The sequence below is a fragment of the Serratia sp. K-E0102 genome, assembly GCF_029962625.1.
Classification (GTDB): domain Bacteria; phylum Pseudomonadota; class Gammaproteobacteria; order Enterobacterales; family Enterobacteriaceae; genus Serratia; species Serratia sarumanii.
Map to the genome: position 1 here is coordinate 1,837,373 of NZ_CP124754.1, position 14,348 is coordinate 1,851,720.

The window sequence follows — 14,348 nt, forward strand, 5'->3', positions numbered from 1 at the left end:
TAATTAGATTGCCTTATTGATTTGGGCGTGGAGTGTGGTGAGCTCCGGCAGCAGTTCGAGCATCAACCCCACCTGTTGCAACACCAACTGCTCTTTGCTTTCAGGTTCCGGAACGGCTCTGCGAATGCGCTCCGCCAGCTGTTCCAGCGCTTGCGCAATGCGCTGGCTGTTCCGTTCTTCCTGATGCAAGGCGCCGTCCACGTAACACACGGCATCATTGAGCAGATCGAGGGTGACAGGGGTATTCAGCCGCTCGCGGTGCGCCCCCAACGCCGAGATATAACTCAGGAGAGTGTGGTTGAGGCAAAGCAGGCGGAAGGCGGCTTCCTGCAATTCCTTGTCGGCCTTGGGATCGGCGGACATGTTGGAGATGACCGAAGCCAGTTCGGCATCGCTGTTGTGGGCATCTCGCCGCGCAATGCGGTAGGCGAGGCCGTTATCCTTACCCTGGTGGTATTGCACCAGAATGGCGTCCAGATAACGGCAGTTGGCATTCAGGGTTTTATCCACCACCGCCGGCAGTTGGCGGAATTTCCAGTCCGGCCAGATAAAGCTGACCGCCGCCCAGGCGATGGCGCAGCCCAACAAGGTGTCGTAAACGCGCGGGGCGGCTACTTCGAATCCTTCACCCAACAGGTTAAAGCATAACAAGACCAGTAGCGTGATGAACATGGTGGCGTGGGCATACTGGACGGTGCGGAAAGCGAAAAATAGAACGCCGGTGATGACGATCAACACCAGCTGTCCTTCCAGTGAAGGCACGAAATAGAGGATCGGCAGGCCGATCAGGATACCGGCCAGGGTGCCGATGATGCGCAGCGCCAGGCGTCGGCGGGTAGCGTTGTAGTTCGGTTGACAGACGAACAGGCTGGTCAACAGGATCCAGTAACCGTGCTGCATGCCGGTGAACTGGATGAAAGCGTAACCCACGCACAGCACCACCGACATGCGGATCGCGTGGCGGAACAGGGCCGATTGCGGCGTCAAATGGCGGCTGATGCGCAGACGGATGTCGCTCCAGCCGGTTAAGCGATCGTCGGCCAGGCTGTTCTCTTCCGCTTGCCCGTTTGCCAGCGTCTGCTCTGACTCAATATTGGCCAGCTGCGCATCGATCGCATGCAGGTTTTTCAGCAGGTGCGCCAGCGCCTTGGTTTGTTCTGAATTGCCCTGGGTTTCGGCGATGCGCGCCAAGGCCTCCTGAATGCGGCTGAAGGCCGGCTCAAAACGCGGGTTGTGCTGGTATTTTTGCCGCAGCAGGATCGATTGTGCCAGTTGGCGGCAGGCACGCGCCTGCATGCTCAGCAAACGCTGGAAGCGGAATAAAATATCGCTGTGGCGAAATTGCCGGCTGAGCGCGTGATACTGAACGTGGGAAGAGCTGGCGCGTTCGTGGATATCCTGCGCGACAAAATAGTAGTGCAAGGTACGGCGGGTGCCGCGCTGGCCGCGATCGCCTTTCAGGCGCGTCAGCAGCGAGGCTTTGGTCTGGTTAAGCAACGCGACCAACGCGCTGTTGGCCATCGCAACATCCATCCATGGCAGGTCGGCGTCGCGTTCGGCGTCGGGATCGAACAGGTTGGCTTTGGCATCCAGATAGTTGGCCAGTTGATCGTAGCAGCGCGCCAGGTTCTCTTGCAGTGGCCGGATAGGGAACAGCAAGTGGCCCGCCAGCGTCAGCAGGTTGTACCACAGCGCACCGATCACCAGCAGCAGCGGTTGCTGATACCAGGCATCGTACATGGTGGTGCCGAGCATGGTGTAAACCGCGATCAGCAGTGCGCCGAAGGCGATGGTGGCGTAACGTTGCCCCAAGGCGCCCAGAAGGATAAAACCGCAGGTCGACGTGGTTAAGCCAAGGGCGAACAACCAGGGATAGGGGAACAGCAGCTCGATTGAAGCTGAGGCGACAAAGAAGCACACCAGCGTGATCAGCAAGTTGCGTAACCTGCCGGCCAGGCGGTCATCCAAGTCGGTCAGGGCCGCTGCCACCACGCCCAGCGTCAGCGGGATGGTCAGCTTGGGAATGCCCAGCCACCAGGGAACGGTGGTGGTGCCGATCAGCGCAATAAGGATGCGCAGGTGATACAGCAGATTGCTGTTATAGGTGTAACGACGTACTGCGGGTGCAAAAGAGCGCACGAAAAACTCCTCAAACGGAGAAAAAATTAACGCTGATGATAGTGGCGGCGAGCATTCTCAATACGCGCTTGCTGAGCCATTTCTACCGAGACGACGCGGCGCCCCACCGGCCACAGCGCGATGGCGGCAATTTTGAAATTGGCGATGCCGACCGGAATGCCGATGATCGAAACGCACTGCACGATACCGGCGGCGATGTGTGACAGGCACAGCCACCAGCCGAACAGCACCAGCCAGATAACGTTGAGCAGTGAGCCGCCGGCGGAGAGCAGCGCATTGCTTTTTTCCGGGTAGAGCTCATCGACGTGGATTGCCTCATTGCCGAACGGCACCAGCGACAGCTTGGTGATTTCCCAGCAGGAGCGGGTGAGCGGCAGCGTGATGACCAGCAGCACGCTGAACACCGTGGCGATGAGCCAACCCAGCGTGGTGAAGAAACCGCCCAACACAAAATTAAGAATATTCAGTACAGTACGCATAGACGTCATTCTGCTCTAATGTTGGCCAAACCGCGATGCGGGCGTATTCACGATAAAAACGCAAAATCTATTCTACCCTTTTTTTAGCGCTAGAGTGCCACTGCTTATCGCAGGTAAACTGGCAGATATCCGTTATTTAATCTCAACATAGTCATGGCGCGACGATATGGAACTTAAAGCGACATCGCTGGGGAAACACCTGGCTCAGCACCCTTATAACCGCGTGCGGTTGCTGCACGCCGGCGTTGAGGTGAGCGGGGAAAAACATGAATACCTGATCCCCTTCAATCAACTGATTCAGGTCAGGTGCAAGCGCGGCATCGTCTGGGGCGAGCTGGAATTTGAATTGCCGGACGAAAAAGTGGTGCGACTGCACGGCACCGAGTGGCAGGAAACGCAGCGTTTTTATCACTATCTGCAGCAGGCGTGGCAGCAGTGGAGCGCCGAAATGAGTGAGGTCAGTGCCGGCGTGTTGCAACAGCAGGTGGCACAGATTCAGCGCATTGAGCAGCAAGATAAATGGTTCAAAAAGTCTGAGCTGGGCAAGCTGCAGCAGCAAATCCGTGAAGCCTTCTCCGCGCTGCCAATGCCGGTGGCGCGCCTGGAGGAATTCGATAACTGCCGGGCTGATTACCATCTGTGTCTGCAATGGCTGCAGCAGGGGCAACGCAGTGTCGACCAACGCAACCGGCAGTGGACCGATCGCATGCTGGAGCAACATCACGACTTCTTCCAGACCGTCGAGAGCTCACCGCTCAATGACTCTCAGAGCCGTGCGGTGGTCAACGGCGAGGATTCCGTCCTGGTATTGGCGGGGGCCGGCAGCGGCAAGACGTCGGTGCTGGTGGCGCGCGCCGGCTGGCTGCTGCGCCGTCAGGAGGCGGAGCCGGGCCAAATCTTGCTGTTGGCGTTCGGCCGTCAGGCTGCGAGTGAGATGAATGATCGCATCATAGAACGTTTGGGCGATGTCGGTATTCAGGCCAAAACATTCCATGCATTGGCGCTGCAGATCATTCAACAAGGCAGCCGCAAAGCCCCGGCCATCAGCAGGTTGGAAACCGATGCCAGCGCGCGCAAAGCGTTGTTGATTGCCCATTGGCGCGAGCAATGTGCAGAGAAAAAAGCCCAGGCCAAGGGGTGGCGTCAATGGTTGACCGAGGAGCTGGAATGGGACGTGCCGGAAGGCGACTTCTGGCAGGATAAACGCCTGGCGGACCGGCTGGCGGGCCGGTTGGAACGCTGGCTGGGGCTGATGCGCATGCACGGCGGCAGCCAGGCGGAAATGATTGAGCAGGCGGATGAAGAAATCCGCGATCTGTTTTCGAAACGCATTCGGCTGATGGCGCCACTGTTGAAAGCCTGGAAAAGCGCCTTGAAAGAGGAAGGAGCGGTGGACTTCTCCGGCCTTATTCACCAGGCGGTCAACATTCTCGACAAGGGGCGCTTCGTCAGCCCGTGGAAACATATTCTGGTCGATGAGTTTCAGGATATCTCGCCGCAGCGTGCGCTGTTGCTGGCGGCGCTGCGGCGGCAGAACAAGCAGACCTGCCTGTTTGCGGTGGGGGATGACTGGCAGGCGATTTATCGCTTCAGCGGCGCAGAGTTGACGTTAACCACGGCTTTTGCCACCCACTTCGGCGAAGGGGCGCAGTGCGCGCTGGACACCACTTATCGCTTCAACGAACGTATCGGCGAGGTGGCCAACCGGTTCGTGCAGCAGAACCCGCACCAGCTGAAAAAACCGCTCAACAGCCTGAGCAAGGGCAATAAAAAGTCGGTGGCGATCCTGCCGCACGAGCAGTTGGAGCCCTTGCTGGATAAACTGAGCGGCTACGCCAAGCCGGATGAGCGCATCCTGGTGCTGGCGCGCTACCATCATCTGAAACCGGAAGCGCTGGCGAAGGCGGCCACCCGCTGGCCCAAGCTGGATCTGGAATTTATGACCATCCACGCCAGCAAGGGGCAGCAGGCGGAATACGTCATCATCGCCGGTTTGCATGATGGGCGTGACGGCTTCCCCGCCGTGGCGCGCGAGTCGGTGTTGGAAGAGGTGCTGCTGCCGCAGCCGGAGGATTTCCCGGATGCCGAAGAGCGCCGTCTGCTGTATGTCGCGTTGACGCGCGCTAAACATCAGGTGTGGCTGTTGCAGGATCGTGAACGTCCTTCGGTGTTCGTTGAACACCTGCAAGATCTTGGCGTACCGGTGCAGAAAAAACCGTAAGCCTGGGCCTGGCGGATGCCAGGCCGCGAGGATTATTTCAGGCGGTCTTGCAGGTAGCGCTGATAGTCGGGGATGGCGATCTCCACCTCGCTTTTGAACAGCGGAGAGTCGATCAGAAAGTCGGCGGTCGAGCGGTTGGTGGCCACCGGAATATTCCATACGGTCGCCAGCCGCAGCAGCGCCTTCACGTCCGGATCGTGCGGCACCGCGTTCAGCGGATCCCAGAAGAAGATCAGCATGTCTATCTTGCCTTCCGCAATCAGTGCGCCAACCTGCTGATCGCCGCCCATCGGGCCACTTAGCATGCTGGTGACGGGAATGCCGCTGGCGCGCTGGATCAGATTACCGGTAGTGCCGGTGGCGTACAGCTGGTGCTGCGCCAGAATGGTCTTGTGGCTTTCTACCCACTCCAGCAGGGCCTGTTTGCGGTGATCGTGCGCCACCAGCGCAATGTGTTTGCGCGCGGCGATAGTGCGGGTGGTCAATTCCATCTCGGTGTCCTTCGCTAATCGGGGAATGTGCGACAGATTACTGAAACTGTTTTTCACTGCCTAGCGTTTGCGCTTGAAAATGCGAAGAAAAGACGCCTTTACGGGGAAAGGCGCCGGGAGGGATCAGCGAATCGGTTGTTTATTGGCCCAGCGCAGAAAACGCTTCTGTGTTTCCTTGTCGGCCTGTTGAAACCAGTATTGCAGCATTTGTTCCGACACGTTTTCACCTTTCAACGTCACCGTCGGGGCGTTTATCGGCGCGCCGGCCAACGCGAGGGCTGAGGCATTGCCCGCGTTCGCCTGAACAAAGCTCGGAACGGAGGCCGGGCGGTTCTGGCGGTTGTAATCGGTCATCACCTTTTCCAAATCGGTATTGAAGGTGACGCTGTCGGGATGCAGCACATCATGCCGGAACGGCAGGGTGTTGCCGTCTTTATCGACCACCAGATAATTCAACGTTCTGTCAAAGCGTTGCGCATCACGATCGTTCTCGATGCGTGGCAGTTCGATCGCCACCTGGCTGATCTTTTGCGTATTGAAGGTGGCAACCAGCGGCAAGGAAGCATAGGCCTGCGTATGCTGGCCGGAACGTACGGTTTTGGTCACTTTAAACAGCAACTGGTGCTGCCCGCCATCCAGTTCAAGGCTGTCGGCGCCTTTTAACAACGAACCTGTCATTTTCTTGCCGTCGACCACCAGCAGGTCGATGTCCGGGGAGAGTTTCAGGGTCGTAGCCGCGGCAGGCATGCTGATGCTGAGCAACGCCGCAACCACCAGACCAAATTTCATCATTATCTCCTTATAAAGTGGCGTAACGCTAAGTGTTGAACACGGCATAGGTTGTGTCAAAATTTTTCAATCGGGTATTTTGTTTACATTTTTACATATTTTATCGCGATTAGACATGACCATGCGCAGCTGAACCGCGACAGCCTCTGACCATAAGATTGCGGTGAAGTTTCCCTTGCGTTGCGTTTAACCGAACGAATGCCGATCGGTTACACTCGAAATGGAAAGTGACGCAGTGATAAACGGGAGTTGAAGATGCAAGATCAAGAGATTGTTGAGCTGTTGCAACAGGTGAAAACTATCGCGCTGGTCGGTGCCAGCGATAACCCATCGCGGCCCAGCTATGGGGTGATGGCGTATCTGTTGGCGCAAGGGTATCAGGTGATCCCGGTCAGCCCAAAACTGGCGGGGCAGACGCTGCTGGGGCAGCAGGTTTACCCTACGCTGGCCGCTATCCCGCAGCCGGTGGATATGGTTGACGTGTTTCGCAATTCAGAAGCGGCTTACGGCGTAGCGCAAGAGGCGATAGCGATCGGCGCCAGGGCGCTCTGGCTGCAGATAGGGGTGATTAACGAGCAGGCGGCAGCGCTGGCGCAACAGGCCGGGTTGCGTGTGGTGATGGATCGCTGTCCGAAAATCGAAATCCCGCGCTTAGGCTTGGAGCGCTAAATAAAAAGGGCCAGGCGCGATGCCGGGCCCTCTCGGGTTTCTCAGGTCTTGGCGCGGTCAATTGCGCAAGCGTGGCGCCTGTAGCTGGTGACGGATGGATTCCGCCAGTTCATCCAGCGATGGTTGCTCGGGGTGTGCCTCCTGGGCTTCGCTATCCAGCTGCGCTTCCGCCAGATAGGTGTGTACCGGTTGGCCTTCCTCGTCTTCCATCACCACGTGGTACCAAGGGGCTGAACGCAGTTCATCGTTCGCCGCTATTTCGTCAGCTTTGGGTTGTTCCAAAGAGTATTCCGGGTCGATATCGATCACGACGCCCAAATACCCCAGCAGTTTATGCCTAACCTGTTGTCCGATACCGAATTTGCTGGCAATCATGATGACCTCCTGAGAAACAATGCCTTGCTCATATATGGGGGCAGGGCAGCGCATTTCAAGTTACATCACCCGACAAGCGAATCCTTTCAGATACAGTCCCTCAGGGTATGTGGCGATCACCGGGTGATCGGCAGCCTGTCGGAACTGCTCTATAAATTGTACATCACGTCCGGCATCTACAGCGGCGTCGGCCAAAATTTTCTGGAACAGGTCGGTCGGCATCAGGCCGGAGCAGGAGAAGCTGAGCAGAATGCCGCCCGGATTCAGCAGCTGCAGCGCCAGCATGTTGATGTCTTTGTAGCCGCGGCAGGCGCTGGCCAACTGATTCTTGTTCTCGACGAATTTCGGCGGATCCATGATGATCAGATCGAATTTTTCGCCTTGAGTGCGGTAGTTGCGCAGCAGCTGGAACACGTCATCGCGAACGAACTCCGCTTTGTTCAGATCCAGCTTGTTGAGCTCGACGTTCTGTTTGGCGATATCCAGCGCCGCCTGCGAGGTATCCACGCTGATCACCTGCGCGCAACCGCCCATCAAAGCGGAAACGGCGAAGGCGCCGGTGTAGGAGAAGCAGTTCAGCACCCGACGGCCGGCGGAGTAATTGCGCGCCGCCAGGCGGCTGTCGCGCTGGTCGAGGTAGAAACCGGTCTTGTGCCCCTGCTGAATGTCCACCAGCAGCTTCATGCCGTGTTCGGTGATCGGCAGCAGTTCCGGCGGCAGATCGCCCAGCACCGGGCCCTGCGCCAGCGGCAGGCCTTCTTTTTTACGTACCGCAACGTCGGAGCGATCGTAGATCGAACATTCCGGGTAGCAATGCTGCAGGGCGGAAAGCAGGGCCGGGCGCTGGTATTCGGCACCGGCGGACAGCAGCTGCAGCACCAGGAAATTCTGGAAGCGATCGATAGTGATGCCCGGCAGGCCGTCGGACTCGCCGGCGATCAGGCGGTATCCGTCCAGACCGTCGCGCTGTGCGACCCAATCGCGCCAGCTTTGCGCTTGCTGCAGGCGGCGAATGAAGAAATCGATGTTAATCTCTTCATCTTGCTGGAAGGTCCAGACGCGTGCGCGGATCTGCGACTCGGGCGAATAGGCGCCGCGTGCCAGCCACTTACCCTGGCTGTCGAGGATATCAATGGTTTCACCGGAGTGGGCTTTGCCCTCAACGCGTTGAACGGCGCCGGAGAACACCCAAGGGTGGCGACGGAGTAAGGACTTTTCACGTCCTTTGGCGAGATGTAAGCGCATGGTTAAACTACTTTTTATTCAATGGGTTAATTGGCTGGATTAAGCGTTTGCCAAAATAAGTTCGTCATCATAGCTGAATCTGACAGCGTTCACTACCGCGTTGGCTCGGATTGTATCGCGTTATCTCTGCGGGCGTCGCACCGAAGAGAGAGAAAGTGCAGCCTTCAAACTGAAGAAATGGCAGCTTAAAAAGGTGTATTATAGCAAGCCAGAGATGAAAGCATGTTGATCAGTGCGTGAAGGCGCTTTGTTACCTGCAGGATTAGATGTTTGACAGGGGATTATGCTTTATAGGGCATAAGGCTACAGAGTGATATATTTATTCTTGTTAAGAGTATTTTTGGCTGTTTTTGTAATATAAAGTGAAGGGAGTGCACCAGTGAGATTCTTTTTGTTTTTCATTTTTTTTATGACGACTCACACAGTATTGGCTAACGAGTGGGTTTTTAGTGATGATGAAAACGCTATAAGTGATGGGGTATTAAAGATTTCGGTTCAGGCTGGGCATTATAAAATTTCATTTCCACCTACTGCGAACCCAAACTCAGGTGCTGTGTCGATTAACGGCGAGCGGTTTTACGGTAACCGTTCTTTTGGATTCGACGGCGAGCAAGCGGACATAATGATTGATAGGTTAATAAAGGTAAAGAGTGCTCAGGTTGAATATGATGATCGTTTTAAAACGAAAGTTGTTCGCAAGTTGGTTGATTTTTCTGACATTACATCATCCCTCGATAGCTTGAAAAATAAAAGTCATTGACACCTCTCACATCATCGACGATAGAGCAGATGGCTTTACTCGAAATAGGAATAGCGCTGTCGCTTGGTTGCCCGGTGGTATGTTTACTCACGACGGCTGGCCGACGGTACGCTTTCTTGTGAGCAAGCAGAGCCCATCATTCAAGAGTGTGGATTGAAGATTACCGTTTTGTTTTTAACTGGTTGATTATTAATGTCTTTTTTGGAATTTCATAGTAATTGACTTCAGGCTGAGGTTCGCCTCACGGAAGAAAGCCTATCTCCGGGCAGATGGGGATGTAAGCTTTTTGTAAGTTTTTTGTGAGTTTTAGGTTTTTTCGCATTGACAAAAATCTTAACTTAATCTGTTATTGAGCACCTGATGTTTATTATGCAGATATTAGGATTTTTCTTAAATGTCTAAAGAAAGAAGCTTGTCGTTTGATTTTTTGAAAGGGTTGCTTATCTTGCTCGTCATCGTGGGACATTTATTGCCAGGCAGCGCTGATGTCGGTTTGCGTGGGGCAATATATTATTTCCATATGCCGCTTTTTCTAGGGGTGACGGGCTACTTTGTTCGGCGTTATTTTCTTGATGGCGGCGTGATTAGCGTGCTGAAAAAGTATCAGTGGCGCATGATAATTCCTTATATGTTGGCATTCGTTGTTTACAGCGTTTATTCTCTTTACTCCTCAGAAGAAGTAGGTTTAAAGCAGTTCATCGGTCTATTCCTTTACCCCTACTATCATCTTTGGTATATCCCAGCAGTGATCATATTCGTGCTATATACTATGGTCATTTACAAGAGTAATTTCTTAATTGGTTTCTTTCTGTTCACTTCCGCGGTGTTATCTATTGTCTGGTACTGTTACGCCGACACGCTGGAAAACCAATATGCCTGGCTGAAATTCATTGGTGATAAGCGTTTCTATTATTACTACTCCTTCTTTTTATTAGGTTTCCTGATCGGGGATAAGAATTTTCACGGTAACCCGCTGGCGTTGTTCGCTATCGCGTTGGTCGTAGGCATATTAGGGTACTATGAACCGAACGGGGCACTGCTGGATGCCGCCTCATGGTTTGCATTTAATGCTGCGCTGTTGCTGTTGATGGTGAGTTTGTGTAAACGCCTGAAGCTGAGAATTGAGGGCTTTGTGGTCAAAATGGGGCAGGTATCTCTACCTATTTATCTTTGGCATGTGTTACCCATTTTGCTTGTCGGAGCAATGGTCGATAAGGATACGTTAGGTTTTTATCTCAGCGTAACGGCCATTATTTTCGCTCTGGTCATCATATTTATCCGCTTGCGTGGCAAAAGCAGATTTATCGACTCTTTCTTTTACGGAGAAAGGGCCAACTGGCTACCCGCCGAAAAATAGCAAGTCTGTCCCGGCCGAGGGAGCTCGGCCGTCTACTTTTTACGTAAGCCTCTATTATAGAAATTGTTGTCCTCTGGCTCCTTGCCTCTTTATCTTTTGATTGAGTTTCTATACTCAATACATACTTATTCTTTAGACAAGATAACAGGGGGCGATTATGACACAAGTTTGCATTGCTGCGTATGTGTATGGCGTGGTGCAGGGGGTTGGGTTTCGCTATTCCACCCAGCGGCAGGCCGAGGCGTTGGGGGTGACAGGCTATGCGCGCAATCTCGATGACGGCAGTGTTCAGGTGGTGGCCTGCGGCACACAGGCGCAGGTGGACAAGCTGCTGGAGTGGTTGAAACAGGGCGGCCCGCGCAGCGCGCGCGTCGAACGTGTGCTGGTGGAGCCGCAGGGCCTGGCTGATTACAGCGGGTTTGGCATTCGTTATTAAACGCTCGCCTGCAGCGGCGCTGCGGGCAGAGCGGTCAAATGCATTTTACCGGTTTCGGCAATCCGGCGATTTTGGTGGCTTGTTTGGCCGGCCCTTTCGGGAACAGGCGATACAGATAGCGGCTGTTGCCTTTTTCTTCGCCGTATTTCTGCGCCATCGCTTTGACCAGCATGCGGATAGCCGGTGAGGTATTAAATTCCTGATAGAAGTCGCGCACGAAACGCACCACTTCCCAGTGTGCTTCGGTGAGCACGATCTCTTCCTGCGCGGCCAGCAGCGGCGCCAGCCCTTCATGCCAGTCGGCGCTGTTTTTCAGATAACCCTGCGCGTCAGTGTCGATAACCTGACCTTCAAACTCCAACATACTGCCTCGATAACGGATAATTCGGAACGGCCGCCAGTTTAGCAAATTTTTTCAGCCGTAAAAAACAAAGCCCCGCCGGAGCGGGGCCTGGAAAGCTGGTGTATCGTGCGATCAGTTGCTGCGGGCGAAGCCCAGAATGCTCAACAGGCTGATGAACATGTTGTAGAGCGACACGTACAGGCTAACGGTGGCGCGAATGTAGTTGGTCTCGCCGCCGTGAATGATGTTGCTGGTTTCCCACAGGATCGCGCCGGCGGAGAACAGGATGAACAGCGCGCTGATGGCCAGGTGCAGGGCAGGGATCTGCAGGAACAGGTTGGCGATCACCGCCACCAGCAGTACCACAAAACCTGCCATCATCATGCCGGACAGGAATGACATGTCTTTACGGGTGGTCAGCACATACGCCGAGCAGCAGAAGAACACCGCTGCGGTGCCGCCCAGCGCCAGCATGATCAGATCGCCCGCGCCGGCGTTCAGGAACGAGCTGAGAATGGGGCCGAGGGCATACCCCATGAAACCGGTCAGCGCAAACGCCGCCAGGATGCCTGCCGGGCTGTTGGCCAGTTTATGGGTCAGGAACATCAGGCCGTAGAAACCAACCAGCATCAGCAGCAAGCCCGGTGCCGGCAGCCCCAGCATCGTGCTGGCGGTCGCGGTCAGCGCCGAGAAAGCCAACGTCAGGGATAACAGGAAATAGGTGTTGCGCAGGACTTTATGCGTGCTGAGCAGCGAGTCGCGCGAAGAAGATGAGACGACAATGCGGTCCATAATGCTCTCTCTTATCAAGCCATCACAAAATAATCCCGATGATAGGCAGCGCAAGCGCTTGATTAAAGTTTGTTTACCAATCTTTACCCTTAGTTATCATTGTTGCAACAGCAGGGAGGAGCGGACGCGCGTTTGTTCGCCGTTTGCTGCGTCTTCGCCGATTTTTCGCGCGGTTGAACGCGCCCGGGCTTTACAAGCGAATGAGGTCTGTTTATAGTGCGCGTCGTTGCGGAGGGGTGGCCGAGTGGCTGAAGGCAACGGTCTTGAAAACCGTCGACGGGAAACCGTTCCAGAGTTCGAATCTCTGCTCCTCCGCCATACATTCTGACCCCGTGCTCTCTGAGCACGGGGTTTTTGTTTTTGCGTGCGCAGAAACCGAGGCGCTTTTGCAGGAAACGCGATCGGCTATTGATAAGGGCCACGCATCGGTGAGATTATGCGGTCATCAAGGTTGGCTGCTCGGATGCCTGCTGCTGTCAGGCACCGCCGGGGTGATAAACAACGCCGCCTTATCGATTTCGCTTAATGCTCTTATGGAGACAGAGATGAACTGGTATCAAGTCGCCCTATGGACCATGATCTTTCTGAAGTCCGGCGCTTTCCTGGTATTCGTGTGGTGGTGGATGTTCAAACGCGCGACCAAACCTTATGTGCGCCCGCAAGACGTCGTGGTGGACGATACGCCGTATGATGAGAACCTCACCATGGAAGAGGTGATGAAAAACCATGGCATCGTCCGTACGGATATGTCGGTAAAATAGCCCTTCCTCCCCAATCGGTATCTGGGGCGCGTTTGCCATAAGCGCGCCCCGTTGCGATCCTTCGCTTTCTCTCTATGGCATTCTGTTCTCAGGTTAACGGCATAGCGTTACCGGGAAAAGCACGCCATGAACGATGTACGCATCCTGCCGAGCTTTACGCATCGAAAAAACGCCGTTCTTAATGCCGAGAGAGATCATGGGGATTTCCTGGGTCAGCTCATCCGGCGCGTTGTCGTCGGGCGTTTTGCTGATTTCTCGGTGGGTGGTCATGTAAAACCCGTCATCTAACCTCTTTATATCAAAGTTTATTTTCCTATCCAGGCTGTAGGTTTTGCCTCTCACGGTGATGTCCCCACGCTGCACGATCATGGCATGATGTTCGTCATAGATGAATAAACTGCCCGTCACTTTTAATTCCAGGTCATCGCCTGAAGCTAATCGTTTTTTAGTGATCGTATCGGCCTGGCAATTCATATGCACAGGCGCGGCGGGGGTTAAAACGCGAAACAGGACAATGAAGAGAATCACTGCCAAAAATCCGATAGTCAGCATTTTGGGGTTGAGCAATGCGGCCATTTATTTTCCGTTGAGAATTTTGTAGGTAACACACTGGGTATATCGATCTTGTGAGCCGAGATAACACACACCGAGGAAGGTGTTATAAGTCAACGTGTGTTTTACGGAGGAAAAATAGATGTCCGCTTTACTGGCTATACAATCCACACCGCTCTCTTCTAGCGCCTGGTTGACCATGCGCTTTTCCAGTTCGTCATCAATATGCTTGTCCGCATCCAGAGAATACAAGGTGCAGCGGTCTTTTTTCCCTAACGAGATTAAATTTTCTCTGGGTTGATCAGGCGGTTCAACAGGATAGAACGCCGCGACGAACAACAGCGGAATAAATGCGCCGCAGATAGCGGCAATAGCGCGAATATTTACCTGTTTCTGCGGCGGCGTGTTATGTGATTCGGCAACCGACGGGAAAGACGAAAGCGGCACTGAGGCGGAAGAAGGGGGAGTTTCGTTAACGGTTGCCTGCGGTGATGGGTAAATATCAATCATGGCGGTAAAGCAAAAACCGACTTTCGCCAGGGTCTTTATCGGCGAGGTTTCTCTCCCCAGCAGTTTGAACGCTTTCCTTATTTCACTGACGGCCACATTGAGGCTGATCGATGAGCCTGAAAAACCATACTCTTCCCATACCTTTTTTATCAATACCTCACGTTTCAATGGGATATTCGGATGAGTCAGCATTTCAATTAACAGGCGCGAGGCCGGATTGGATATCCGTATCGATGACTCATCGTTATCAATGAGTTGGAGACGACACGCATTTGCGTCATAGATCACGCAGAGGTCGATAATATATTTCATGTATTCAGGTTTTTATAATGGTATGGGCTTCCAGGTCGCGGCTAGTATTTAGTGAAACGTCGGTCAGGTCAAGGTTCTGGGTGGAAAACATAAATAATTCAGGGTGTTTTTTATTTC

The 14,348-nt window shown here is 54.2% G+C and carries 16 protein-coding genes and 1 tRNA gene; 7 read left to right on the forward strand and 10 right to left on the reverse strand.

Annotation, left to right across the window (positions count from 1 at the left end):
• Positions 1-3: 3 nt before the first annotated feature.
• Together yccS and SSARUM2_RS08725 are read right to left on the reverse strand one after the other, a co-directional pair.
• On the reverse strand, positions 4-2,139 hold the full coding sequence (gene yccS, locus SSARUM2_RS08720) for a YccS family putative transporter (RefSeq protein ID WP_049213684.1): 2,136 nt from the start codon (positions 2,137-2,139) through the stop codon (positions 4-6).
• 26 nt (positions 2,140-2,165) lie between these two features.
• A complete protein-coding gene (locus SSARUM2_RS08725) occupies positions 2,166-2,618 on the reverse strand; it encodes a YccF domain-containing protein (RefSeq protein WP_033637896.1) in 453 nt (150 codons plus the stop codon).
• A 166-nt stretch (positions 2,619-2,784) separates the two neighbouring features.
• On the opposite strand from SSARUM2_RS08725, the gene helD reads away from it, so the two are divergent.
• Complete coding sequence (gene helD / locus SSARUM2_RS08730) at positions 2,785-4,839, forward strand: DNA helicase IV (protein WP_060429880.1); 2,055 nt, start codon at positions 2,785-2,787, stop codon at positions 4,837-4,839.
• A gap of 32 nt (positions 4,840-4,871) precedes the next feature.
• Here helD and SSARUM2_RS08735 read toward each other — a convergent pair whose 3' ends face one another.
• Entirely contained in the window at positions 4,872-5,330 is a 459-nt protein-coding gene (locus SSARUM2_RS08735; protein WP_015377363.1) for a methylglyoxal synthase, read from the reverse strand.
• Positions 5,331-5,453: 123 nt separating this feature from the next.
• On the reverse strand, positions 5,454-6,119 hold the full coding sequence (locus SSARUM2_RS08740; protein WP_060429882.1) for a DUF2057 family protein: 666 nt from the start codon (positions 6,117-6,119) through the stop codon (positions 5,454-5,456).
• 255 nt (positions 6,120-6,374) lie between these two features.
• On the opposite strand from SSARUM2_RS08740, the gene SSARUM2_RS08745 reads away from it, so the two are divergent.
• Complete coding sequence (locus tag SSARUM2_RS08745) at positions 6,375-6,788, forward strand: CoA-binding protein (protein WP_033637899.1); 414 nt, start codon at positions 6,375-6,377, stop codon at positions 6,786-6,788.
• A 57-nt stretch (positions 6,789-6,845) separates the two neighbouring features.
• On the opposite strand, the gene hspQ is transcribed toward SSARUM2_RS08745, so the two are convergent.
• Both hspQ and rlmI read right to left on the reverse strand, forming a co-directional pair.
• Positions 6,846-7,163, reverse strand: a complete 318-nt coding sequence (gene hspQ / locus SSARUM2_RS08750) for a heat shock protein HspQ (protein ID WP_033637900.1) — start codon at positions 7,161-7,163, stop codon at positions 6,846-6,848.
• Between the two features lie 60 nt (positions 7,164-7,223).
• Positions 7,224-8,408 carry a 23S rRNA (cytosine(1962)-C(5))-methyltransferase RlmI gene (gene rlmI, locus SSARUM2_RS08755; RefSeq protein WP_033637902.1) on the reverse strand — a complete coding sequence of 395 codons (1,185 nt, stop codon included), beginning with the start codon at positions 8,406-8,408 and terminating at the stop codon, positions 7,224-7,226.
• Between the two features lie 379 nt (positions 8,409-8,787).
• On the opposite strand from rlmI, the gene SSARUM2_RS08760 reads away from it, so the two are divergent.
• The 3 genes from SSARUM2_RS08760 (at position 8,788) to yccX (ending at position 10,961) form a co-directional block, all read left to right on the forward strand.
• Positions 8,788-9,168, forward strand: a complete 381-nt coding sequence (locus SSARUM2_RS08760; RefSeq protein ID WP_049213690.1) for a hypothetical protein — start codon at positions 8,788-8,790, stop codon at positions 9,166-9,168.
• Between the two features lie 394 nt (positions 9,169-9,562).
• Positions 9,563-10,525, forward strand: a complete 963-nt coding sequence (locus tag SSARUM2_RS08765) for an acyltransferase (protein WP_049213692.1) — start codon at positions 9,563-9,565, stop codon at positions 10,523-10,525.
• Positions 10,526-10,682: 157 nt separating this feature from the next.
• Positions 10,683-10,961: an acylphosphatase gene (yccX, locus tag SSARUM2_RS08770; protein ID WP_033646563.1), complete on the forward strand. Its 279-nt coding sequence runs from the start codon at positions 10,683-10,685 to the stop codon at positions 10,959-10,961.
• A gap of 34 nt (positions 10,962-10,995) precedes the next feature.
• Here yccX and tusE read toward each other — a convergent pair whose 3' ends face one another.
• Both tusE and yccA read right to left on the reverse strand, forming a co-directional pair.
• Entirely contained in the window at positions 10,996-11,325 is a 330-nt protein-coding gene (gene tusE / locus SSARUM2_RS08775) for a sulfurtransferase TusE (RefSeq protein ID WP_004928095.1), read from the reverse strand.
• A gap of 111 nt (positions 11,326-11,436) precedes the next feature.
• Positions 11,437-12,096 carry an FtsH protease modulator YccA gene (gene yccA / locus SSARUM2_RS08780; protein ID WP_004928091.1) on the reverse strand — a complete coding sequence of 220 codons (660 nt, stop codon included), beginning with the start codon at positions 12,094-12,096 and terminating at the stop codon, positions 11,437-11,439.
• 230 nt (positions 12,097-12,326) lie between these two features.
• Here yccA and SSARUM2_RS08785 point away from each other — a divergent pair.
• Positions 12,327-12,414, forward strand: a tRNA-Ser gene (locus SSARUM2_RS08785).
• A 227-nt stretch (positions 12,415-12,641) separates the two neighbouring features.
• The gene (locus SSARUM2_RS08790; RefSeq protein WP_016928277.1) at positions 12,642-12,857 is read left to right on the forward strand and encodes a hypothetical protein; all 216 of its coding nucleotides are present in this window, start codon (positions 12,642-12,644) and stop codon (positions 12,855-12,857) included.
• A gap of 93 nt (positions 12,858-12,950) precedes the next feature.
• Here SSARUM2_RS08790 and SSARUM2_RS08795 read toward each other — a convergent pair whose 3' ends face one another.
• Both SSARUM2_RS08795 and SSARUM2_RS08800 read right to left on the reverse strand, forming a co-directional pair.
• Positions 12,951-13,433: a hypothetical protein gene (locus SSARUM2_RS08795; RefSeq protein WP_033646562.1), complete on the reverse strand. Its 483-nt coding sequence runs from the start codon at positions 13,431-13,433 to the stop codon at positions 12,951-12,953.
• Entirely contained in the window at positions 13,434-14,231 is a 798-nt protein-coding gene (locus tag SSARUM2_RS08800) for a winged helix-turn-helix domain-containing protein (RefSeq protein ID WP_051917629.1), read from the reverse strand.
• Between the last annotated feature and the right edge of the window lie 117 nt (positions 14,232-14,348).